18 protein-coding genes are annotated in these 23,144 nt (G+C 60.6%); 14 read left to right on the top strand and 4 right to left on the bottom strand.

Annotation, left to right across the window (positions count from 1 at the left end; genetic code table 11):
* Nucleotides 1-141: 141 nt before the first annotated feature.
* On the bottom strand, nt 142-1,431 hold the full coding sequence (gene dctA / locus MKFW12EY_RS15560; RefSeq protein WP_054763098.1) for a C4-dicarboxylate transporter DctA: 1,290 nt from the start codon (nt 1,429-1,431) through the stop codon (nt 142-144).
* 109 nt (nt 1,432-1,540) lie between these two features.
* Between dctA and MKFW12EY_RS15555 the strand changes: the two genes are divergently transcribed.
* Complete coding sequence (locus tag MKFW12EY_RS15555; protein ID WP_221053330.1) at nt 1,541-2,110, top strand: hypothetical protein; 570 nt, start codon at nt 1,541-1,543, stop codon at nt 2,108-2,110.
* 2 nt (nt 2,111-2,112) lie between these two features.
* On the opposite strand, the gene MKFW12EY_RS15550 is transcribed toward MKFW12EY_RS15555, so the two are convergent.
* Nucleotides 2,113-3,453, bottom strand: coding sequence for a peptide MFS transporter (locus MKFW12EY_RS15550; RefSeq protein ID WP_221053329.1), 1,341 nt, complete (start codon nt 3,451-3,453; stop codon nt 2,113-2,115).
* 304 nt (nt 3,454-3,757) lie between these two features.
* Here MKFW12EY_RS15550 and MKFW12EY_RS15545 point away from each other — a divergent pair, with 304 nt between their 5' ends.
* The 9 genes from MKFW12EY_RS15545 to MKFW12EY_RS15505 all read left to right on the top strand — a co-directional run bounded on the left by MKFW12EY_RS15545 (nt 3,758) and on the right by MKFW12EY_RS15505 (nt 12,514).
* Complete coding sequence (locus tag MKFW12EY_RS15545; protein ID WP_221053328.1) at nt 3,758-4,240, top strand: MSMEG_0572/Sll0783 family nitrogen starvation response protein; 483 nt, start codon at nt 3,758-3,760, stop codon at nt 4,238-4,240.
* A gap of 107 nt (nt 4,241-4,347) precedes the next feature.
* Complete coding sequence (locus tag MKFW12EY_RS15540) at nt 4,348-5,355, top strand: Nit6803 family nitrilase (RefSeq protein WP_054763101.1); 1,008 nt, start codon at nt 4,348-4,350, stop codon at nt 5,353-5,355.
* Entirely contained in the window at nt 5,333-6,445 is a 1,113-nt protein-coding gene (locus MKFW12EY_RS15535; RefSeq protein WP_221053327.1) for an MSMEG_0568 family radical SAM protein, read from the top strand. Before MKFW12EY_RS15540 ends, MKFW12EY_RS15535 begins: the two co-directional genes overlap by 23 nt.
* A 1-nt stretch (nt 6,446) precedes the next feature.
* Nucleotides 6,447-6,989: an MSMEG_0567/Sll0786 family nitrogen starvation N-acetyltransferase gene (locus MKFW12EY_RS15530; RefSeq protein WP_054763102.1), complete on the top strand. Its 543-nt coding sequence runs from the start codon at nt 6,447-6,449 to the stop codon at nt 6,987-6,989.
* Nucleotides 6,986-8,107: a sll0787 family AIR synthase-like protein gene (locus MKFW12EY_RS15525; RefSeq protein WP_221053326.1), complete on the top strand. Its 1,122-nt coding sequence runs from the start codon at nt 6,986-6,988 to the stop codon at nt 8,105-8,107. Before MKFW12EY_RS15530 ends, MKFW12EY_RS15525 begins: the two co-directional genes overlap by 4 nt.
* Nucleotides 8,080-9,255: an MSMEG_0565 family glycosyltransferase gene (locus MKFW12EY_RS15520; RefSeq protein WP_054763103.1), complete on the top strand. Its 1,176-nt coding sequence runs from the start codon at nt 8,080-8,082 to the stop codon at nt 9,253-9,255. Before MKFW12EY_RS15525 ends, MKFW12EY_RS15520 begins: the two co-directional genes overlap by 28 nt.
* Nucleotides 9,248-9,535, top strand: a complete 288-nt coding sequence (locus tag MKFW12EY_RS15515) for an MSMEG_0570 family nitrogen starvation response protein (RefSeq protein ID WP_054763104.1) — start codon at nt 9,248-9,250, stop codon at nt 9,533-9,535. The genes MKFW12EY_RS15520 and MKFW12EY_RS15515 overlap by 8 nt, the downstream gene beginning before the upstream one ends.
* A gap of 160 nt (nt 9,536-9,695) precedes the next feature.
* Complete coding sequence (locus MKFW12EY_RS15510; protein ID WP_221053325.1) at nt 9,696-10,961, top strand: MSMEG_0569 family flavin-dependent oxidoreductase; 1,266 nt, start codon at nt 9,696-9,698, stop codon at nt 10,959-10,961.
* Between the two features lie 122 nt (nt 10,962-11,083).
* The gene (locus tag MKFW12EY_RS15505) at nt 11,084-12,514 is read left to right on the top strand and encodes an aminotransferase-like domain-containing protein (RefSeq protein WP_082409917.1); all 1,431 of its coding nucleotides are present in this window, start codon (nt 11,084-11,086) and stop codon (nt 12,512-12,514) included.
* A gap of 265 nt (nt 12,515-12,779) precedes the next feature.
* Here the strand turns inward: MKFW12EY_RS15505 and MKFW12EY_RS15500 are convergent, their stop codons facing one another.
* Together MKFW12EY_RS15500 and MKFW12EY_RS15495 are read right to left on the bottom strand one after the other, a co-directional pair.
* On the bottom strand, nt 12,780-14,135 hold the full coding sequence (locus MKFW12EY_RS15500) for a DUF3999 domain-containing protein (RefSeq protein WP_221053324.1): 1,356 nt from the start codon (nt 14,133-14,135) through the stop codon (nt 12,780-12,782).
* Complete coding sequence (locus MKFW12EY_RS15495) at nt 14,132-16,645, bottom strand: DUF2339 domain-containing protein (RefSeq protein ID WP_221053323.1); 2,514 nt, start codon at nt 16,643-16,645, stop codon at nt 14,132-14,134. The genes MKFW12EY_RS15500 and MKFW12EY_RS15495 overlap by 4 nt, the downstream gene beginning before the upstream one ends.
* A gap of 227 nt (nt 16,646-16,872) precedes the next feature.
* On the opposite strand from MKFW12EY_RS15495, the gene MKFW12EY_RS15490 reads away from it, so the two are divergent.
* From MKFW12EY_RS15490 to MKFW12EY_RS15475, 4 genes are all read left to right on the top strand, one after another.
* A complete protein-coding gene (locus MKFW12EY_RS15490) occupies nt 16,873-18,480 on the top strand; it encodes a methyl-accepting chemotaxis protein (RefSeq protein ID WP_054763340.1) in 1,608 nt (535 codons plus the stop codon).
* A gap of 236 nt (nt 18,481-18,716) precedes the next feature.
* Nucleotides 18,717-20,135, top strand: a complete 1,419-nt coding sequence (locus MKFW12EY_RS15485) for an esterase-like activity of phytase family protein (protein ID WP_221053322.1) — start codon at nt 18,717-18,719, stop codon at nt 20,133-20,135.
* 348 nt (nt 20,136-20,483) lie between these two features.
* The gene (locus MKFW12EY_RS15480) at nt 20,484-21,914 is read left to right on the top strand and encodes a glutamate-cysteine ligase family protein (protein ID WP_221053321.1); all 1,431 of its coding nucleotides are present in this window, start codon (nt 20,484-20,486) and stop codon (nt 21,912-21,914) included.
* An 89-nt stretch (nt 21,915-22,003) separates the two neighbouring features.
* Nucleotides 22,004-23,038 (top strand): M14 family metallopeptidase, encoded by a 1,035-nt coding sequence (locus MKFW12EY_RS15475; RefSeq protein WP_221053320.1) that lies wholly within the window; start codon nt 22,004-22,006, stop codon nt 23,036-23,038.
* Nucleotides 23,039-23,144 lie beyond the last annotated feature (106 nt).

Here is a 23,144-nt window from a genome sequence, read left to right as displayed (position 1 = left end):
CTGTACTTTATACACTAGAGTCGGTGCCGATGAAAACACCAGGAAATTTGGCTGAATTAAGCTAATGGGCTTAGTTGCGCTTGGCCGGATTTAAGCCAATGCGGTTACGGTCAGCACTTTTCGGAATCCGACAAAGTAGAATCAGTGGCGGCCGCTGCCGACTGCGGCGTTCAATTCCGCCCGCAACTTATCCCGGTCCAGCTCGCGTTCCGAATGGGAGATGACGATGGCCGCCACTGCATTGCCGACCAAATTGGTCAGAGCACGGGCTTCGGACATGAAGCGGTCGATGCCGAGTATTAACGACAACGCTGCGACCGGCACCGCCGGCACCACGCTCAAGGTCGCCGCCAGCGTGATAAAGCCGGCGCCGCTGACGCCGGACGCGCCTTTGCTGGTCAGCATCGCCACCAGCAGCAGGCTCAGTTGCTGGCCGAGCGGCAGCTCGATATTTAGAGCTTGGGCCATGAACAATGCCGCCATCGTCAGATAAATGTTGGTGCCGTCCAGGTTGAACGAATAACCCGACGGCACCACCAGGCCGACCACCGAACGCGAACAGCCCAGCCTTTCCAGTTTCTGCATTAGCGGCAGCAACGCCGATTCGGACGACGAGGTGCCGAGCACGATCAGCAGTTCCGCCCGCAGATAGTTCAGCAATTTAACCAGGTTGAATCCGGTCAGCGCGGCAATGCCGCCCAACACCAGGCCGACGAACAGGATGCAGCTCAGATAGAAACAGCCCATCAGCGCCGCCAGCGGTTTCAACGCGGCGAGGCCGTATTTGCCGACCGTGAACGCCATCGCCGCGCCGGCACCCAGCGGCGCCAGTTTCATCACCAGATTCAGCATCGCGAAAAACAACTGCGCGCTTTCCTCGACGAAGCGGTGTACCGAGCGGCCGGCGTCGCCCAGCCGCTGCAACGCGAAGCCGAACAGCACCGACACCAGCAAGACCTGCAGCAAATCGCCGGAACCGGTGAAGGCGTCGGTGAAGGTTTTCGGGATGACGTGCAACACAAAATCGGCCACGCGTTGCTCGGAAGCTTGTCTGACGAAACCGGCCACCGCTTGCGGGTCCAGCGTCGCCGGATCGGCATTAAAACCGGCGCCGGGTTTCAGCAGATTGGCGACCAGCAGCCCCAGGCCGAGGGCAAAGGTCGAGACCGTTTCGAAATACAACAAGGCCTTGATCCCGACCCGGCCGGTTTTTTTCATGTCTTCGGCGCCGGCGATGCCGAGCACGATGGTGCAGAAAATCACCGGCGCGATCAGCATTTTCACTAACGCGATAAAAGCGTCGCCCATCGGTTTGAGCAGCACGGCGTGTCCGGCGTCCAACGCGCCGAACAGGGCGCCGCAAACGATGGCGGCCAATACAGCAAGATACAGGCGCGGCGCAGGCAGGGCAGGATGCGGTAATTGAGTCATCGGCAGAATGATTGGCGGCGTTTCCGGTTGATCCGGTTATTATGCTACGGCATTGCGGACGGGGCGTCTGCACGGAATTGGCCGCCACCGGCCAGGGGAGACTGAAGGTATGAGCGGATTCGGCCCGAAACGGCTTGTCGGCATTTTGTTACTGGGTTTGGCCGGTTGCGCCGATATGGCCGTGATCGACGGAACGCTGGTGTTTAAGGGCGGCGATTGGGCCTGCGTCGGCAGCGTCGAAGTGCCGGCAGCCGGACTGGAGCCTATCGACGATGTCAAATTGGTCGAAATTGCCCGCGGCGCACCCGGAGAAGGCAAGTTGTGCACCGGCAAGGTCTATCTGGTGCAGCAAGCGTTGACGGTATACCGGGTGTGGGACAGCAGCCGGCCGGCCGGCCAATACGGTAGCTGGTGGTCGTTTTCGCCGCCGGCCGCCGGCCTCGACGCCTACCGCGAGGCCGAAGCGATTTGTCCGGAATGGAGCGCGCCGGACCGGCTCAGCGTCTGCAAGATCAAGCCCGGAGCCCGCATCGCGGTCGGGCCGGGGCAAAGCGCACAATGCGCCGACGGTTCCAGTTACCCGCCTTCAGCCGCAAACCAGGTCTATATTCCTAACGATGCCGGCAAAGGCAATATTTTCGTCGAAAACTGCGCGCCGGCCGTGCCCTGGCCGCAGTGAGTTCAAACCGGCCCCAAGGCCTTGCGCAGTAGCGGTTTCACCGCCAGTATCGCCAGACCGGTGCCGATGCCCAAGCCGGCCAACAGTAGAAAAAACGCCGGTCTGGGCATGGTCTGGTAAAAGCTGCCGATGTAACCCGACAGCAAGTTGCCGAAGAACGACGACAGAAACCAAATTCCCATCAAAAGCCCGATCAGGCCGGCCGGCGCGATTTTGCTGACCAGCGACAAACCGACCGGTGACAGGTACAGTTCGCCCAGCGTGTACACCAGCGTGCACAAGGCCAGCCACAGAAAACTGATTTTGCCGGGTTGGCCGGTAGCGCCGACCGCGAAAATCAATACGAAAAACGAAGCGCCCAACAACACCGCACCCAAGGCCATTTTGCCGATGCTGGACGCCTGGCGGCCGCGTCGGCTTTGCCGGCGGGCGTGGGCGTCGATCAGCGGCGCCAGCATAAAAATAAACGCCGGATTCAAGGACTGGAACCAGGTGGACGGCATTTCCCAACCGAACAGGTGCCAATCGGTCTCGTGTTCGGCAAACAGTTGCAGCGTGTTGCCTTGCTGTTCGTAAACGGCCCAGAACATCACGTTCAGCAGCGCGATAGTGCCGAGTGCGGCGATGGCTCGGTAATCCTCGCCGGATAAGGCTTCGGCCTGGCCAACCCGCGGCTGCGGCGGCTCGGCCGCCGGCAAATAACGCCGGCCCCAGCCGTAAACCAGCAAGCCCAGCAGCATGCCGACGCCGGCGGCGGCAAAGCCGTAATGCCAGCCATAGCGCTGGCCCAACGTGCCGCATACCAGCGGCGAAAAAAATGCGCCGAGATTGACGCCCATGTAAAAAATGGTGAATGCACCGTCGCGGCGCGGATCGCCAGGCGGATACAAGTCGCCGACCTGGCCGGAAATATTGGGTTTGAAGCAGCCGTTACCGACGATCAAAAACAACAGCGCCGGCAGAAACCAGGCTTCGTCGGCCATCAAGAAATGGCCGACTGCCATCAGGCTGCCGCCCAACAGCACGGCGCGGCGCCGGCCCAGCACCCGGTCGGCCAGCAGGCCGCCGAACAGCGGCGTCAGATAGACCAAGCCGGTGTACAGGCCGTAAATCTGCGACGCCAACGCTTGCTCGCCGAGCGGGCCGAAAACCGCTTGCAAAACCCGCTTCAGCAGCGGCAGGCCGTATACCTCCCGGCCGGTTTGCGCCGCCTTTAGCAGGTGTTCGGTCATGTACAGCACCAACAGGGCGCGCATGCCGTAATAGGAAAAGCGTTCCCACATCTCGGTGAAAAACAGCACGAACAGGCCGGGCGGATGGCCGAAAAAGCGTTTTTGCGTCATGGTCGGTAAAGTGAAGCCGGTCCGGCCATCATCGCACAAACCGCGCAGCCAGCTCCGGCCTGGTTGTTTCGAACGCTATCGGACCGGGCAAAATTCAAACGTAACAGTTAGGCGCGTTTTGGCACCATACAGATCCGTTTCAGGTGTATCTGTACTGAAAAATTATACGACTGACTGAATCTGTTCCGCTTTTATACGCGTCAGTAAAGTATCTCCCGTCGATCGAACACAGGATTGACAGTCATTGTTGCTCCCGGCGTCGCTCGCCGGCACCGGGTTTTTTACCGATCATCAGGAGATTTAGATGCCAGCCGTTACCGCACCAGCCCACCAAAAAGGCGACTTTTTTGTCGATTTCGAAGAAAAAGTCTTCGAAGACGTCAAAGCAGAACCGGGCCAGAAAGCCCTGGTCAAATTCCACACCGTCGCCTTCGAGGGCTCGATAGGCTTCGTCAACTTGTTGCAAGCGACTCGCCTGCAACGCAAAGGCTTCGAAACCTCGATCTTGTTGTACGGCCCCGGCGTGACGCTGGGTCTGCAACGCGGCTTTCCGCGCCTGGGCGACGAGTCATTTCCGGGGCACCAGAATTACGCCAACCAGATCGCCAAATTCATCGAGGAGGGCGGCAAGGTCTACGCCTGCCGCTTTGCGCTGCAAGCCTTGTACGGCCACGGCGAACCCAGCCTGCTGCCGGGCATTCGTCCTATCAACCCATTAGACGTGTTAGATATTGTGTTGCTGCACCAGCGCGACAACGCCTTCATCCTGGATACCTGGACTTTGTAAGTCCAAATTAGCCGGGTACGCATTGCGTGCCTTTTTGCGCCTTCCAACGGTAACGCTGCGGAAGGTACGCGGTGTGTACCCTACGCACTGCCACAGGAGAACTCATTGTGACCCATCCCAATATCGTCAGAGCGGCGGCGGTACAGATCGCGCCGGTGTTCGAATCCGCCACTGCCACCGCCGACAAGGTTTGCCAGGCCATCAGCGACGCCGCCGCCAAGGGGGCGCAAATCGTGGTGTTCCCGGAAACCTTCGTGCCTTATTACCCCTACTTTTCCTTCGTGCTGCCGCCGGTCGCCCAGGGACGCGAACACTTGAAGCTTTACGATTTAGCGCCGACGGTGCCTGGCCCGGTCACCGACGCGGTCGCGGCGCAGGCCAAGGCTCATGGTGTGGTCGTGGTGTTGGGCGTCAACGAACGCGACCATGGCAGTCTCTATAACACCCAATTGATTTTCGACGAAACCGGCCGTCTGGCGTTGAAACGCCGCAAGATCACCCCGACCTACCACGAACGCATGGTCTGGGGTCAAGGCGACGGCGCGGGTCTCAAAGTCGTCGAAACCGGCATCGGCCGCATCGGCGCGCTGGCCTGCTGGGAACATTACAACCCACTGGCCCGTTATGCATTAATGGCCCAGCACGAACAAATCCACTGCAGCCAGTTTCCGGGCTCATTAGTCGGCCCTATCTTCGCCGAGCAAATTGAAGTGACGATACGCCACCACGCCCTGGAATCCGGCTGCTTCGTGGTCAACGCCACCGGCTGGCTCTCGGACGAACAAATCGACGCAGTGACCACCGATCCCAACTTGCAAAAAGCCCTGCGCGGCGGCTGTTGCACCGCCATCGTCTCGCCGGAAGGCCAGCACGTCGTCGAACCCTTGCGCGCAGGCGAAGGCATCCTGATCGCCGACCTGGACATGAATTTGATCACTAAGCGCAAGCGCATGATGGATTCGGTCGGCCATTACGCCCGCCCGGAACTGCTCAGCCTGCGTATAGCCGACAGGCCGGCCGTGCCGATGTTCAGCGATGCGGCGGCCAATCCGTCCAGCCATGTTTCCCCCACCGTCCCAACAGGAGATCGCGATGAATCCATTAGCCTTGGCTGACGCCGGCACCGCTGCTTTGCTGCTCGATCTGCAATCCTTAGGATTACGCCTGGAAGACAGCGAAGTTGGCGTCACAGGCCGGCGCGGCGGCGCCGGGCCTTCCGATCACAAGGCCGTCAATTTCGCCGGGCGAACGGTGATGATCCCAATCGCCACCGCCTCGGCCTGCGACTCGCCCTTCGTCGCCGGCAAGCCGGACCAGCACGGTATCAGCGAAATTCGGCGCGACGGCGTCGTGGTCAGCCATATCGAATTTCCGCGGCAGCCGCGCTTTTACGATTTAAAAACCGAGGACGGCATAGCTTATTCGCAAATCGCCACGCTGCATTCGTCGGACGTGCTGGCGACCACGCTGCTGCAATCCTGTATCCGCTACGGCAACCGCAAGACCGCCTGCCAGTTCTGCGCCATAGGACTATCGCTGGCAGCCGGCAATACCATTTTGCGCAAGACGCCTAAGCAACTGGCGGAGGTCGCCAAGGCCGCCGTCGAGCTGGACGGCGTCAAGCACATGGTGATGACCACCGGCACGCCCAATCTGACCGACCGGGGCGCGGCCATCCTCTGCGAAAGCGCCCAGGCCGTCAAAGCCGCCGTCGATCTGCCGATTCAGGGCCAATGCGAGCCGCCGGATGAAGACCTCTGGTTCCAGCGCATGAAGGCTTGCGGCATCGATAGTTTGGGCATGCATTTGGAAGCGGTGACGCCGGAAGTGCGCGCCCGCATCATGCCTGGCAAAGCCGGCCTGACTATGGCGCGTTACATGGACGCCTTCGACGCTGCGGTGGCGGTATTCGGCCGCGGCCAGGTCAGCACCTACATCCTGGCGGGGCTGGGCGATACGGCGGAGGCGATCCTGGAAGTCTCGCAACACTTGATAGCCAAAGGCGTTTACCCCTTCGTCGTGCCCTTCGTGCCGATCACCGGCACGCCGCTGGAAAACCATCCGGCACCGACGCCGGCCTTCATGGCGCAAATCCTGCCGACGCTCGGCGCGATGCTCAAACAAGCCCGGCTGTTATCCCAAGACATCAAGGCCGGCTGCGCCAAATGCGGCGCCTGCTCGGCACTGGCCAGCTACGAGGTGTGAGATGTGGACCGATAACTTTAAACCCTATTTCGCCAACGAATATTTGATCAAGTTCGTCACCCAGGATTGGGAGCGCAAGCAGATGCGGGAACTGCGCCAGGCGGTGTTCTGCGAGGAGCAAGGCATCTTCGCCGGCGACGATCTGGACGATATCGATAAAGTCGCCACGCCCATCGTCGCCATCGCCTGCCTGGCCGGCATGCCGGACCGGGTGGTCGGCACCGTGCGCATCCACCAGGAAAAGCCCGGCGTCTGGTGGGGCTCGCGCTTGGCGGTGGATCGGGACTACCGCAAGCAAGGCAGTCTCGGCGCGGCCTTGATTAAGCTGGCGGTGACCAGCGCCCACGCCCAGGGCTGCAACACCTTTTTGGCCCAGGTGCAGGCCCGCAACCAGTTGCTGTTCCGTCGCCTGCATTGGCGCTCGCTGAAGGAAATCGAGGCGCATGGCCGGTCGCATTATTTGATGCAGGCAGACCTGGATAGCTATCCGCCCTATGCCGACGGCGCCACCGGTTTCGTCGCCACCTCCCGGATCGCGGCATGAGTGCGCTCGCCGAATTGACGCTGAGCATCCGGCAAGGCTTGGGGCTAGCGCATAAGCGCGACATCGCCGAGGTGATGGGAAGACTCTATGGTTCCCACGCTCCGCGTTGGAACCCCGCCACGGACGCTCCAGCGTCCCGAACCGCGGAGCGGTTCAGTATGCATTCCCGCGCGCAGCGTGGGAACGATGTACCGGTCGGCGACGACTGCGCCGCCATCCCTGACGGCGACGGCTACCTGCTGCTGGCAAGCGAAGGCTATTTGAACGACTTCGTCGCCAGCCAGCCCTGGTTTGCCGGCTACTGCGGGGTGATGGTCAACGTCAGCGACATTTACGCGATGGGCGGCCGGCCAATCGCGGTGGTCGATGCGCTCTGGAGCGACGGTGCTGGTCAAGCCAAGCCGATACTGGAAGGCCTAGCGACCGCCTCGCAAGTTTACGGCGTGCCGGTGGTCGGCGGCCATAGCAACCTGCGTAACGACCGCCCGCAACTGTCGGTGGCGATTTTGGGCCGCGCCCAAAAACTGCTCAGCAGCTTCGCCGCAAAACCAGGCCAACAACTGCTGGCGGCCATCGATTTGCGCGGCCACTTCCGCGAACCCTATTTATGGTGGGACGCCAGCACCGGCGCGCCGCCCGAGCGCCTGCGCCAAGACTTGGAAATCCTGCCGACCCTGGCCGAAACCGGCCTTTGCGCTGCCGCCAAGGACATCAGCAATGCCGGCGTCGTCGGCACCATATTAATGCTGTTGGAATGCTCGGACTTGGGCGGCACCGTGGATATCCAAGCGATACCGCGCCCGGCAGGCATAGTCTTGGAAAGATGGCTGAGTTGCTTTCCTAGCTTCGGCTTCGTGCTCAGTGTCGACAGCGAGAATAGCGCGGCGGTGATCGAACGCTTCACGCAACGCGGCATCGCTTGCGCGGTGATCGGCACGACCGACTCCAGTCGCCAGTTACGCCTCGCCCTTGGCGATGAACAACAAGCGCTGTGGGATTTGAACGAACAGCCCTTGACCGGCTGCGGCCCAATCATAACTGAAAGCCCCTCTCCCTCAGGGAGAGGGGATGGGGTGAGGGAGATAACCCTATGTCAACACTCAAAATCGCCATGCTGACCCATTCCGTCAATCCGCGCGGCGGAGTGGTCCACGCCCTGCAACTGGCCGAAGCCCTACATGACCTGGGCTACGATGTGACCTTGATTGCCCCCGCCGAAGCCGGCAAAGACTTCTTCCGTCCGGTGCGCTGCAAAACCGTGCTGATACCGCTAATGGGCTTGGTTGGCGATTTGGTTGCCACCGTCGGCCAACGCATCCAGGCCTATGTTGATTATTTCGCCCGCAGCAGCCAGGAAGACTACGACATTTACCATGCCCAGGACGCGATCAGCGGTTGTGCGCTGGCGGAGTTGAAGCAAGCCGGCATGATCCGGACGTTCATTCGCACCGTGCATCACTTGGACCGCTTCGACGACGACCGGCTCAACCGATGGCAAACCGCGTCGTTTCTCGCCGCCGATTATGTGCTGTGCGTCAGCCGGCTCTGGCAAGTCAGTTTACTCCAGGACTACGGCATCGCCGCGCAATTGATCAACAACGGCGTCGATATCGACCGTTTCAACCCCAAAATGGGGCGCAACGACGAAGCCTTGCGCCATTTGCTGGGCCTGAACCGCGTCGGTCCGGTGTTTCTGGCGGTCGGCGGCGTGGAGCGGCGCAAGAACACGCTGAGGATTTTTCAGGCTTTTAGGCAAGTGCTCAGGCAACGCCCGGACGCGCAATTGGTGATTGCCGGCGGCGCCAGCCTGCTCGACCACAACGACTATCGTCGCCGGTTCGCAGCCGAACGGGCCGCCAGTAGCATCGCAGACGGCCCCGGCCAGGCGCTGCTAGTCACCGGCCCGTTGCCCGACGCCGATCTGCCGGCTTTGTATCGCTTAGCCGACGCGCTGGTATTTCCGTCGCTGACCGAGGGCTTCGGCTTGGCGGTTTTGGAAGCCATCGCCTCCGGCACGCCGGTCGTGGTTTCGGATCGGCCGCCGTTTACCGACTATCTACGGCGGGACGACGGCGTCTGGTGCGACCCGGAACGGATCGACTCGATCGCCGGTGCGATGCTGGCCGCCGCCGAAAACTTTCCCCGGTCGCGCCTGTCCGCCATCGCCAAGCGATTGGCCGCCGAGTATTCCTGGCAGCGTTCGGCACACACCCATTCAAACCATTACCGTTCGTTACTCGCAACCCAAGGAAACGCCCATGCCTGAAATGCATTTCAAAATCCGCTGGCCCGATAGCAGCGAAAGCCTGTGCTATTCGCCGTCGCTGGTGATCAAGGACTATTTTCAACCCGGCCGGAGTTATGCGTTGGACGACTTTGTCGGCCGTAGCCGAGAGGCCCTGAACATCGCTAGCGAGCGGGTGCGGCACAAGTATGGCTACGCCTGTTCCGGTGCGTTGGATCAGTTAGCGCAAATCGAAGCCGACGCGATGCGGTTTTGGGAACAGCAAACGCCGACCGTCACCGTAATCGAATTTATCGAATAAATCCTGGGCCTGACGCGATGCGCTTGAGGCTTGTCAACCCGTCTCGTTTTATCAGCGGTATTCCGTTCGGGCTGAGCCGGTCGAAGTTCGGGTAAAAACGCCATTCAACGAGCCCGGTGTCGATTGGGCATAAAAACAACCACCAGAAACAGAGGAAGCCATGAAAGAAAAACGCGAAAACACCCATCTGCACTACGAAGTTATTGTCGTCGGTGGCGGCCAAGCCGGTTTGTCGGTCAGTTATTACCTGCAAAAACATGGCATCAACCACGTCGTCTTCGAGAAAAACCGCATCGGCCATTCTTGGCGCCACGACCGTTGGGACAGCTTTTGCCTGGTTACGCCCAACTGGCAATGCCGGTTGCCGGACTTTCCATACCAGGGCGACGATCCGCAAGGCTTCATGCTGAAACACGAAATCGTCGAATACGTCGAAGCCTTCGCCAAAAAAGTGAATCCGCCGATCATGGAAGGTGTGTCGGTGAATCGGGTGTGGCGGGGCAAAAATAGCGTGCTGCATGTCGTTACCAGCAACGGCGAGTTTACGGCGGACCACGTGGTAGTCGCGACCGGCGGTTACGACATACCCATCGTGCCCGATTACGCCCATAGCTTGCCCAAACACATTACCCAACTGCACTCGGTCGATTATCGCAACCCGGATCAATTGCCCGATGGCGAAGTGCTGGTGGTCGGCTCCGGCCAATCCGGCGTCCAATTGATGGAAGACCTGCATCTGGCCGGCCGCAAGGTGCATCTGGCCGTCGGCAGTGCGCCGCGCTCGCCGCGCATGTATCGCGGCCGCGAAACCACCGAATGGTTGTACGACTTAGGCTTCTACGATCTGACGATAGACAAGCATCCGTTGGGCGATGCCGCCAAGCACAAGACCAACCATTATCTGACCGGCCGCGGCGGCGGCCACGAAATCGATCTGCGCAAATTCGCACTGGAAGGCGTCAAACTCTACGGCAGCATGGTCAATATCAGCGGCAGCAAATTGGAGTTTCTACCGGATCTGACCAAAAACCTGGACGATGCCGACGAGGTCTATGTCAGCATCCGCAACGACATCGACAGCTACATTGCCGCCCACAATATCGACGCCCCAGTCGAGCCGCCGTTCCGTAAAGTCTGGCAGCCTGAATTCGATCCGACAGCCATCGACGCCGACCGGGAAAACATCACCAGCATCGTCTGGGCGATCGGCTTCAGACCGAATTACCGCTGGATAGAATTGCCGGCCTTCGATGGCCGCGGTTTTCCGCAATTCGATCGCGGCATCTCCAACGTCGACGGCCTGTATTTTATCGGCTTGCCTTGGCTGCATACCTGGGGTTCGGGACGGTTTTTGGGCATAGCCGACGACGCGCAGTATCTGGCAGGGATAATCGAAGGCCGGTTGGCGGTCAAGGATATGGCATAAGGCGCCTAGCATTTGGCCGCTGTTTGGCTGACGATTCAATTCGGAGCTGGCCTGGGTCAAAATGACGTTACCCGACCTAACCACGGCCAGGTAACAATTGGCGGATTAATTTGGACCGGCGCATGAAACATTTATACGAAACCGTCGCGGAAACGGTGATTGCCCATATCGAACAAGGTGTCTACAACCCCGGCGAAAAGCTGCCCGGCGTCAGAAAGCTGAGCCGGCAATTGCATGTCAGTATCGCTACCGCGCTGGAAGCCTATCGTTTGCTGGAAGACGCCGGCCGCATCCAGGCCCGGCCCAGATCGGGCTACTATGTCAGCGGTTTTCGCCCGCAAGCGATGGTGGAACCGGAAATGTCCGATGCGCCGGTCGTGCCGGCCAAGGTCACCGGGCAATCGCTGACTCGGCAAATCCTGCGCGCGGCCAAGGACCCGTATCAGATCAATCTGGGCTCGTCGGTGCCGCATGCCGATTTCTTGCCGGCCCACGCCTTGCAGCAAGCGACCGGTAAGGTGTCGCGCAGTTATGGTAAGCGTTGTTTCGATGCCGACGAATTGCTCGGCAATCAGGAATTGCGTCGGCAAATCGCCAAGCGCATGGTGGAACTGCAGTGTGCAGACAGCCCGGAAGATATCGTCGTCACCCATGGCGCTCGCGAGGCGGTGCGATTGGCCCTAATGGCCGTCTGCGAGCCCGGCGACCTGATAGCGATCGAATCTCCGACTTTTTACGGGCTGTTGCAGGTCATCGAGTCTTGCGGCATGGAAGCGCTGGAGATTCCCACGCATCCCCGCGACGGTTTGTCGTTGGATGCGCTACAAATGGCTATCGAACAATGGCCGATCAAAGCCTGTTTGATCGTCTCCAATTACAATAACCCGCTGGGTTCGTGCATGAGCGACGAGCGCAAGCAGGCCTTGGTGGAATTGCTGGAGCGGCATGAAATTCCGCTGATCGAAGACGATGTTTACGGCGACCTGGGATTTGGCCTGTGCCGGCCGGCGGTGTGTAAGGCCTGGAGCCGGCAAGGTCAGGTGCTATATTGCAATTCCTTCGCTAAGACCTTATCGCCCGGCTTGCGAGTCGGCTGGTTGGTGCCTGGTCGCTATATGGCGCGGGTGGAAAATCTGAAATATATGAAACACCAGGCCGTGCCGACGCTGAACCAGTTGATCGTCGCGCATATGTTGGAGCAGGGCGGTTACGACCGTTACCTGCGCCATGTGCGCCAGGAATACGCCCGCAATATCGCGCTGACGGTCAAGGCCGTCAGCCAATATTTTCCGGAAGGCACCCGCGTCACCCAGCCCGAAGGCGGCTTTGCCCTATGGGTGGAGTTGCCGAACGGCGTCGATGCCATGGAGTTGCACCGTCGTGCCAGTCGGGAAAACGTCATTATCGCGCCCGGCCCGTTGTTCTCCGCTACGCAACGGAAGTACGGCAATTTCATTCGCTTGAGTTGTGCGGTGCCCTGGAACGACCGATTGGAGAACGCGTTGAGCAGGCTTGGTTCTATGGTAGCGGATGTGGTTGCGGGCAGACTCTAGAACTATTAACCCAGCCATCAAATACCGTTCGCCCCGAGCGCGCCGCTCATCGTTATACACAAGTGCCGTCATGCCCGCAGGACGCGGGCATCCAGTGCCATGGATGGTCGCCTCAAGCTATCCGTGCAGCTTGGATTCCGGCAATCCCTGCCTGAATGACGGGTATTAAACAGAGATGTGTATAACGCTGAGAGCGCGCCTTGGGGCGAACGGCTTAACCAAGCGCCATCGGCAGGCGAGCGGTCGGCATTGCCAGGGTTGATGGTCAATCGAAATCGCCGATGCGTTTGCCGATTTTGAACAAACTCCAGGCCAGTACCAGCGCGACCGCCGCGATTGCCAGACCCAGAAACCAGCGGCTGTTGACCAGTTCCGCCCAGTCGAATTCCGGCTCGGGCTGAGCCAGCGCCACCTCTTCGCCCAATTCGGCATCGCTGCTCCGGTAGCCGCGGCGCAGCAGTTCCTGGATCGGAGCGACGTCGTAGCGCGGAGCTTCGGCTTTATCGGCGCCGTACAGCAGTTGGTAGCTGCGGCCGGCTTGGGCCAGAAACAACAGGCGGTAACCGGGGCCGATGCCGGTCACGGTGTTGATGTGCAACGGCGGGTTGTCGTCGTTATAGATCACGATTCGGTAGTGCTCCCGGCGTTGCTCGGCAAATTCGATTTCGGTTTGGTCGCGGTCGAAGCCTTGAAAATGCAGGGCCTGCAAATCAGCCTGGCCGAGAGTGCGGATACGGCTTTCCAGGCCCTGGCTGTCGCTGACCTGCACCTCGGCGCGGCGGCTGAAATTGGGCGTGTAGCTTTGCACGCTGAAACCGGTCAACGGTTGGCGTTTGCTGTCGATCTCGATCAGGCTGGCCTTCAACTCGGCGTCCTGGACGATCTTGAACGCAACCGGATAGTCGAAGCGCTGCGCTTCGTCGGCCACGGTATCCGTGACGTTTTGCCAGAACTCGATGCGGTCGATATGCAAGGGTTCGCTGCGCAATGCCACGCTTTCGCTGCGTTGCTGTTCGGTGCCGTTTTGCAGGGTACGGGTCAGTTCGGTCAGGCCGCTGCTTTGGGTCTGGCTGGCCTGGGCCACGACGATTTTGAATTGGCGGTAAGCGTTGGCCGGCAGTTCGATAGCGTTGTTGCCGATCCGGGCGTAGCGCGAATAGTCGAAAATCCGGGCGTTATCCGCCAACGGTTGCCAGGTTTTGCCGTCCGCCGAACCGAAAATCTGCAGTAGGTATTCGTAGTCGCGCTGCGCCGTAACGATAGTCAGGCCGTCGGGATTGGCGGCGGTTTTATCCAGCTCGGCGACCAGTTCGATGCCGTTTTCGCCGGACCGGTTCAGGCTGGCAATCTTGCCGGTGCTGGGAACGCGCCGAACCACAGTCTTTTGCTCGGCAATTTTTTGCAATAAATACGGGGTTTCGACGCCGTCTTGGTCGATCAGGCGCAGGTCGCGGAAGTCGGCGGCGCTGGCGGCATAGACCGCGCTATCCAACTTGACGGCGAGCAGGGCTTGGTCTGGCCCGGCGCCGGCCACGCTGCGGCTGAAACGCTGCGGCGGCGTTGGGTCGGCCGCGGCGGCGGTTAGCGCCAGGCAGAACAGCAAAACGGATTTGGCGATCATGGCGATTTCTCTGCGGTATCGTTGCCGATAAAGTTTTGTTGGTAACGCATGTAAAAAAACGCGCCGCCCAGCGCCAGCATGCCCAGCACGATAAAGGCGACGATCCGGTAGATTTGCTCGAGCCGGGCCAGATCGACGAAAAACACCTTCCAGGCCACCAGCGCGAACAGGCCTAAGCCGACCAAACGCAAGGCCGGTATCCGGCGCTTGATGCCGTTGAACACCAGCGCCAGCGCGAATATCGACCATAAAATCGTCACGCCGCCGGAGCGCAAACCCGGCACATATTGATACAAAATCGAGTTAATCTCCAGACTCGAAAAGGTAAACAGCAAGGCCAGCGCCGATCCGCCCAACCATTGCCGCAGCCGGCCGGTATCGGCTGCGCCGGCCGCCAGCCGGTTCAGCGCAAACAGCAGGAAGGCGATGATCGCGGCAAAATCGAACAGCCGCATTAGCGCGGCTTCGAAGCGGTAGGCGCCGGCGTATCGCAGCGTGAACAAATCGTCGCCGCCGCCGATGGCGCCCAGCGCCAGATCCCAGGACGGCAAATCGAAAAACACCAATTTGACGGCAACGCCCACTAAAAACCATTGCAAAGCCGTCAGCAGCCAAGCGCCGGAGCCGGCCAGGAAGCGTTGCAGCAGCAACCAGCACAGCGCCAGCCAGACCAGGCTCAGCATCGGCAATTGCAACGGTGGGTACAGGTAGGCGAAGCTGCGGTACAGCTCCAGTTGCAGCGCGACGAACAGCAAGCCGGCGCCGGCGACGGCAATGGCCTGCAGCAGCCAGCGATCCTTGATCCACAACGGCGTATCGGTTTCCGGGGTGCAGGCCAGCGCCGAGGCGGCGGCCGGCTGTTCGATCAAGCGGTAAGCCAGTGCCAGCGATGCGATCGGGATGCCGAAACCGGCCAGGCGCTGCAGCAGGCCGAACAGGAAACCGCCCAGGCTGGCGCCGTAGTCGCTGGCGGCGGCGTATTGGCCGGGCAGATCGACAAAACAGAAGCGGACGATCACCAGCAAATACAGCAAATAGGCGGCTTGGCGCAGAAACGCGCTGTTGACCTTGCCGGCCATCCATACCATCGCCAGCGCTTGCAGCGACCAACTGGCGGTCAGCCACGGGGCCGACAGCAACAGCGGCAGCGTCACGCTCAGGAAAAACGCCGCCAGACCGATGAAGCTGACCAGCAACTCGCGGTCGGCAATTTTTCGCGCTAGGCAGTAATAAGCGTGGCCGACGTAAAACGCCGCCAGTGCGACGGCCAACAGCGCGGTCCAGATTTGGCCGTAAGCCTCGTCGATCAATTGGTAAGCCGTGGCGAAGAATATCGCGGCGTTGGCCAGCAGTGCGATCAAATCCAGCAGGGTCGATTTGCTGCGGTTAACCAGGCAAAACAGGAATACCATCGTCGAATACAGCACGAAAAACCCGACCAGAAACGGCAACACCTGCCAGAAATACTCGGTCTGATATTTCTGCATCGCTCCGAAAAACAGCAGGCAGTTGCAGACAAAACTCAAAAAATTCAAAAGATGCCAGTGTTTGTAGCCGTTGATCGCCAGCAGGCCGCCGCCGAGCAGCAGCATATAGCTAAACAGGCCGACGAAATTGACCTGGCCGGTGGATAACAGCAACGGCGTGCAATAGCCGCCGACGATGGCGAAGATCGCCACCAGCATCGAGTTCAAACGTACCGCCAGGAAGGCCGCGCTGGCGGTGACCAGCACCATCAAGGCGAAGGTCGGATACACGCCGAGCAAATGGTAGAAGGCAAAGGCGGCAAACACGCCGAAATACAACACGGCGATGCCGCCGCCCAGCAAGCCCTGGCCGAACAAATGGTATTGGCCGCCGACCAGCCTGACGCCGCCGGCCACCATGCCGACCCCGGCCAGCAAGGTCAACGCCACCCGGGCCTGTTCGCCGATCAGACCGTTGTCGATAGAATATTTCAAAAAGAAGCCGATGCCGGTGACCAGAATCAACACGCCGATCCGCAGCAGCCAATTGCTGGCTACCGCGTATTCCATCGCCGCACCTTGCGGCCGGTGGCCTTCGCCGACGATGATCCAGTTCCAGATTTCTTTCAGGATTTTCTGCGCGGCCAGTTCGAATCGGCTCGGTTCGGCCGGCTGCCAGTCTGCGGTTTGCCAGGGATCGGCAGCGGGCTGTTCGACCCGGATTGCCGGTGCGGCGGGGGCCGAAACCGGTTCCGCCATTTCGCTTACCGCAACGGGCGCTGGTTCCGGGGGCGGTGGCGGTTCCGCGGCCGTTTCCGCCGCGGCCGCGGCTTGTTCGGCAGCGAAGGCCGCTTGCGGCGGCTGCGCGTCCAGCCGTTCCAGCAAATCTTGTTGTGCCCGCAAACGGCGCTCGATGTTTGCCAGCGCGGCGGCAACTTCCTCGCGCGCCAGCCTTTGCCGCGACAGCAACATGCTCAGCATCACGATCAGGGCGATCGGCAAGGCCAGCAGTAAAACGGCGATAAATCCCCAAAAATCGTCCACGGCAACGCTCCCGGAATTCCAAAATCTCGACAGCCGGCAGCATAGCGGCTCGCCGAGCGGAATGCGAATAAAGATGTGTGGCGGACACGCTTTTGGCGCCGGCTTGGGCTATGCTTGTCAGCGTAAGATGACAGGCCTTCGGCGCGGGGTGCACATTCAGTTTTCCCGGCCGAGGCCGATAACGAAATCGGATGTTCCTTCAAATTCAGCACAGCCGCCGATATTCCATGACTAACCATTCCACGATCCAATCCAAAATTCTGCTCAGCATCGCCAGCGTGTTTTTGCTGCTGATGTTCGTCAGCACGCTGTTTATGGCCGACCGGCAGAAAGACATGGTCGCCAGCCTGGCGACCGGCAAGGCGCAAGATACTGCCAACAGTTATTTCGACGGCCTGAATACCTTAATGCTGACCGGAGCCATGGGCCAAAGCGATGTGCTGCGCGACAAAGCCCGCGCCCATGCCGATATCACCGAGGTGCGTCTGGTGCGCGGCAAAGCGATTGGCGACGCCTACGGTCCGGGTAAGGCGGATCAGCGGCCGCTCGACGATCTGGACCAGCGCGCGCTGGCCGGCGAACGCATCACCCACTACGGCGAAAACAACGCCGGCCGCTTGATCACGGTAGTGGAACCGATCAAGGCCAGCGCCGATTTTCGCGGTACCAACTGCCTGACCTGCCATGCGGTGCCGGAAGGTACCGTGGTCGGGGCGGTGCGGGTGTCGTATTCGTTGGCCAATCTGGATGCGCAAATCAATAGCCATCTGGTCACGGCTTCGTTGATATCGCTGGCGATGTTCGCCGCCGGCTTGCTGCTGGTCAACGTGTTGATGCGCAAAGTCGTGGTCAATCCGTTGGTGGCGATGCGCGACGCGGTCAACGCCATCGCCGGCCAGTCCGATTTGCGCAAGCGCCTGGTTGTCGCATCCGGCGACGAAATCGGCCAAGTCAGCGAATCGTTCAATTCGATGCTGGCCAACTTCGCCGACAGTTTGGAGCAGGTCTCGGCCGTCAGCCAACAGCTAGCCGCGGCCAGCGGCCGCATTTCCGACGTCGCCCGCCAAACCGCGCAGGCCGCCAGCCAGCAACGTAACGAGACCGAATCGGTGATTCGGGCGATTCACGAGCTGGAATCCTCGGTGCGGGACGTGCGCAGCGGCGCCAACGGCGCCGCGGACGCTTCGGTGGAAGCCGACCAGCATGCGGCCCAAGGTGCGGCAACCACCAAAAACGCAATCGACGGCATTTACGAATTGGTCAACGAAATCGAACGGGCCAGCGAGGTGATCAAACGCCTGGACCAACGCAGCAAAGGCGTCGGCGCGGTGCTGGACGTGATTAAAGGCTTGGCCGAGCAGACCAATCTGCTGGCCTTGAACGCGGCAATCGAAGCCGCCCGCGCCGGCGAACAGGGCAGGGGCTTTGCCGTGGTCGCCGATGAGGTGCGCACCTTGGCCACCCGTTCCCACCAAGCGACCGAAGAAATCCATAGCATCATCGAGCAACTGCAGCACGAGGCCAAAGATGCGGTGGAGGTGATGAGCAAGGCCAAAATCAGCGCCGAGCAACGCCGCGAACAGGTGCAAAGCGCCGACCAGGGCTTGAGTACCATCGCCGAACGGGTTACCCAAATCCGCCGTTTGAACTCGAAAATGTCGGAAGCGGCCGACACCCAGAGCCGGATGGCGCAGCACGTCGGCCAAAGCGTCGGCAATATCGGCCAACTGACCGAACGCACCTCGCGCGATGCCGAACAAACCAACGCCGCGATCGGCGAATTGGTGAAGCTGGCCGGGCAGTTGAACCAGTTAGTCGGCCAATTCAAAAGGTAGGCAAGCGCCGATTCGATCCTGCGGGATGAACGGTAACTGTTTGCTTCGGTTCATCCGTAGCCGGCCACGGTAGCGGCGGCTGCTTGTTTTGCAGGCGGCGTCGAGCGCCTGCCCGCCGAAAGCTTTTTCCAGAACAGGCGTGTGCCGTATGGCCGCGCCGTGTCACGCGAATGTCACAAACGCCGGATAAAGTTGAGAATCCGATCACAAGATTTTCAACCAATCAGGATGTTGTTATGCGTTTTACACCCACTTTGCTGATGGCCGGTTTGCTGCTGGCCGACACCGTTTCCGCCGCACCGACCTTCGTCAACGGCTTGGCAATTCCCGGCGCCACCCCCGACCAGTTCGGCAGCAGCGTCAACGACGGCCGCGTCGGTTTCTTTTCCGATATTTATTACGACACCAACCGCAACGAGTGGTGGGGCCTGTCCGACCGCGGTCCGGGCGGCGGCAGCTTGAACTATGAAACCCGGGTGCAGCGTTTTACCTTGGGCATCAATCCGGTATCCGGCGCGATCTCGAATTTCCAGATTGCACAGACGTTGAAATTCACCAAAAACGGTTCCGCTTTGAATGGCCTGGCGCCCAATCCGACCAGCGCGTTGGGCAACGCTTTCGATCCGGAAGGCATCGTCGTCAATCCCAAAAACGGCAATTTGCTGGTGTCCGACGAATACGGCCCGTCTTTGTACGAAATCGACCGTAACAGCGGCGCCGTGGTCAAAACCTACACCACGCCGGCCAATCTGATTCCGCGCAATGCCGCCAGCGGCGTCGCCAATTACGCCGCCGATAGCGGCAACGACGCCGGCAAGCGCACTAACCGCGGTTTCGAAGGCTTGGCCATCAGCCCGGACGGCAAATATGCGTTTGCGATTTTACAAAGCGCGATGTTGGACGAAGGCGGCGGCAACGGTTCGGTCAACCGCATCGTCAAATTCGATACCGCCACCGGCGAGGCAGTGGCGCAATACGCCTACCAGATGAAACGCTCCGGCCAGGGCCAGGGCGTGTCGGCACTGGTGGCGTTGAACGACCACGAATTTTTGGTGTTGGAACGCAACAACCGCGGCGTCGGCGTCGGCGCCGAGCTGGCGACCGCCGACAAGGAAGTCTATAAAATCGATCTGACCGGCGCCACCGACGTGTCGGGTATCGATCTGGATGCGGCCGGCGCCGCCTATACCAAGGTGGCCAAATCCGCCCAATTCCTGGACCTGGATGCCAATACGCTGGCCGAACTGGGCAATAAGTCGCCGGAAAAATGGGAAGGTCTGGCCATCGGCCCGAAACTGGCCGACGGCAGTTATTTGCTGTTAGCCGGCACCGATAACGATTACAGCGTCACCCAGAATGCCGGCGGTACCCAATTCGACGTCTATTTCCGTTTCAGCGACGCCGACCCTTACGCCAGCTCGATCCAATGCCCGCTGGGCCAAACCGAAGCCTGCGTCTGGACCGCAAACGGCGCCGGCGCGACGCTGAGCGCCGATTACAAACTGCTGCCCGGCGTGCTGCATGCCTATAAAATATCGGCCGCCGACTTGGGCAACTACGCGGCCCCGGTACCGGTCCCGGCTGCGGTCTGGTTGTTCGGCACTGGCATGTTGGCCACGTTGCGCCTGTCCGCCAAACGTAAGCTCGCCGCGTAACGGCCGCAAACCGGGCCTTGCGCGCCGCCGTTAAAACGCGCGGCCGCAAGGCTTAACCGGTCTGGTTAGCATACTCGTCTACCTTGAGGCATTCCCCGCACCCGCGGGGCTGCTTATAAAATCTCCCCCAGCCCCTCTTTTTCAAATAGGGGAGCTTGGCAATGTTGGCTTACCGGAATTGACCCGCGTTGCAGGGACGAGCGGTCGTTGCCGATGCCGGTCGGCGATTGCCGGCGCGTTTTCGGCGGCACGGTCCGGTGGCGGGCAGCCGTTGGCTAGGTTCGAGATTGACCGGGGCGAGCAGGGGCACTTACTATCTGCACTCCCGCCACACCGCCGGACGTAGCTATGGGCCAAGAAATCCGCGCCGCAGCGTATCAAGAAGCCGATTTTCAGCGGTTTTGCCAGCGTTTGCAGGCGGAAACCGAGTTGCTGGGCAGATTGGTCGCCGCTAAAGCCTGTTCCGAAGCCGAGCCGGTGGCCGGCTTCGAAATCGAAGCCTGGCTGCTGGACGCGCAAATGCGGCCGGCGCCGGCTAACCAGGCATTTCTGCAATCTTTCGGCCAGCCGCTGGCCGGCCCGGAGCTGGCGAAATTCAATATCGAACTGAACACGCCGCCGCAACCCCTGACCGGCGCGGCGTTCGCCACGTTGCACAAACAATTGCAACAGACCTGGCACGATGCGGTTCGGCATGCCCGGCAAATGGATTTGAATCTGTTGGCGATCGGTACCCTGCCGACGCTGGAGCAGGGCGATTTGCACCTGGGCAATATGTCGGACATGAACCGCTACCGGGCCTTGAACCAGCAGATTTTGCAAAACCGCAGCCGGCCGATTTGTCTGGATATCTGCGGCCACGAGCATCTGAAGCTGGAGCACCGCGACGTGATGCTAGAAGCGGCCACCACATCGTTTCAATTGCATATCCAATGTCCGCTGAGCCAGGCCCACCATATTTACAACGCCTCTATCATCGCTTCGGCGGCGATGGTGGCGGTGGCCGCCAATGCGCCGTATTTGTTCGGCAAGGATTTATGGGCCGAGAGCCGGATTCCGATGTTCGAGCAGGCCATCGCTGCCGGCGGGTATAGCGGTGCGGCGGACGGGCCGTTGCATCGGGTCAGCTTCGGTTCGGATTATGCCCGGCATTCGATTCAGGAATGCTTTATCGAGAATCTGCAACATTTTCCGGTGCTGTTGCCGGAACCGTTCGACGACGCGGCCGAAGCCTTCCGTTATCTGCGGCTGCACAACGGCACGATTTGGCGCTGGAACCGGCCGCTGGTCGGGTTCGACGCCGACGGTACACCGCATATCCGCATCGAACACCGCACGCCGGCGGCCGGGCCGACGCTGATCGATATGCTCGCTAACGCCGCGTTTTTCTACGGGCTGGTGAAAAATCTGGCCGACGAGCGGGCGGAGGGCGGGGCGTTATTGCCTTTTGCCCAAGCCAAGGACAATTTCTACCAGGCGGCCCGGCACGGGCTGGATTGCCATGTGGTCTGGTTCGGCAACCGCAAGCAGCGGCTGGCCAATCTGATCGAACAGGAATTGCTGCCGCGCGCCGGCCTGGGTCTGGACGCCCTCGGTATCCGCAACCGCGATGCGCTGGACTACCTCGGCATCGTCCGCCGCCGCGTTGCCAGCCGCCAGACCGGCAGCCAGTGGCAGCGCCGCTTCATCGAAGCCCATCCCGGCCAATTCGGCGAAATGACGCGGCAGTATTTGCAGCGCCAGCTCGGCGGCGAGCCGGTGTCGAGCTGGGGCATCTGAACCTCCGCCGCCGAACAACGCGTTTTGGTTGCTCTCGGCCGAATATTCGGGCATGTTGAGCCACTGAACGAACCACCGAAAATACTGCAATGCCATCGACCTCGTCTTCCCTGAAACAATTCGACAACCTGCCGCCGGGTTTGCTGGACATCCCGGTCGAAGCCTTACATACCCTGGTGCCGGAACCGGCCTTGTTTCATCTGCCCGGCAAGCGGCCGGAGACGCTGTTCGTGTCGGTGCTGCTGCATGGCAACGAGTCGACCGGTTTTCTGGCCGTGCAACAGCTATTGCAAAAATACCGCGAGCAAAGCTTGCCGCGCGGGCTGACGCTGTTTTTCGGCAATACCCAAGCCGCCCGCCATAATTTGCGCCGGCTGGACGGCCAGCCCGATTTCAACCGGATTTGGCCCGGTACCGGGCTGCCGGCGTCGGCGGAGACCGCATGGGCCGCGCAGATTTGCCAGGTTATGCGCCGGCGCGGCGTGTTCGCCAGCGTCGACGTGCATAACAATACCGGCCGCAATCCGCATTACGCCTGCATCAACAAGCTGGAGCCCGAGTTTCTGCATCTGGGCGCCTTGTTCGGCCGCTTGCTGGTGTACTTTACCCAACCCAAGGGGATTCAATCCGGCGCCTTTGCCGAGTTTTGCCCGGCCGTGACCTTGGAATGCGGCCGGCCCGGCCAACCTTACGGCACCGAGCACGCGTTCGAGTTTCTGGACAGTTGCCTGCATCTGCGCGAGTTTCCGGCGCATCCGCTTGCCCGGCAGGATGTCGATATCTTCCATACGGTGGCCCAGGTTTGTATCGCCGAGGACGCCAGTTTCAGCTTTACGGAAGCCGGTGCCGATTTGCTGCTGGACAGCGGGCTGGAGCGGTTGAACTTCACCGAAATCGCCGCCGGTACCGTATTCGGCTGCACGGCGGCGGCGCGCTTGCCGGTGGTCGTTAAGGATAATGCCGGCCTGCCGGTCACCGAGCGCTTTTTCGCGATTCGGGACGGGCAGTTAACGCTGCAGCGGCCGACGATGCCGTCGATGCTGACTTTGGACGAGCGGGTGATTCGGCAGGATTGCCTGTGCTATTTGATGGAGCGGCTAGCGCCGGACGCCGAGCGGCTTTGATCCTGTGCTATTACCTGAGCTGTAGGGTATGCCCCAATGCCATTAAGTTAAGCATTTCAACTTCCGCTCCCCTCTTTGAAAAAGCACCCAAGGGTATAAAAGGGGT

The organism is Methylomonas koyamae (assembly GCF_019669905.1).
Lineage (GTDB): Bacteria > Pseudomonadota > Gammaproteobacteria > Methylococcales > Methylomonadaceae > Methylomonas > Methylomonas koyamae.
This window is presented reverse-complemented; position numbering and strand designations above follow the sequence as displayed.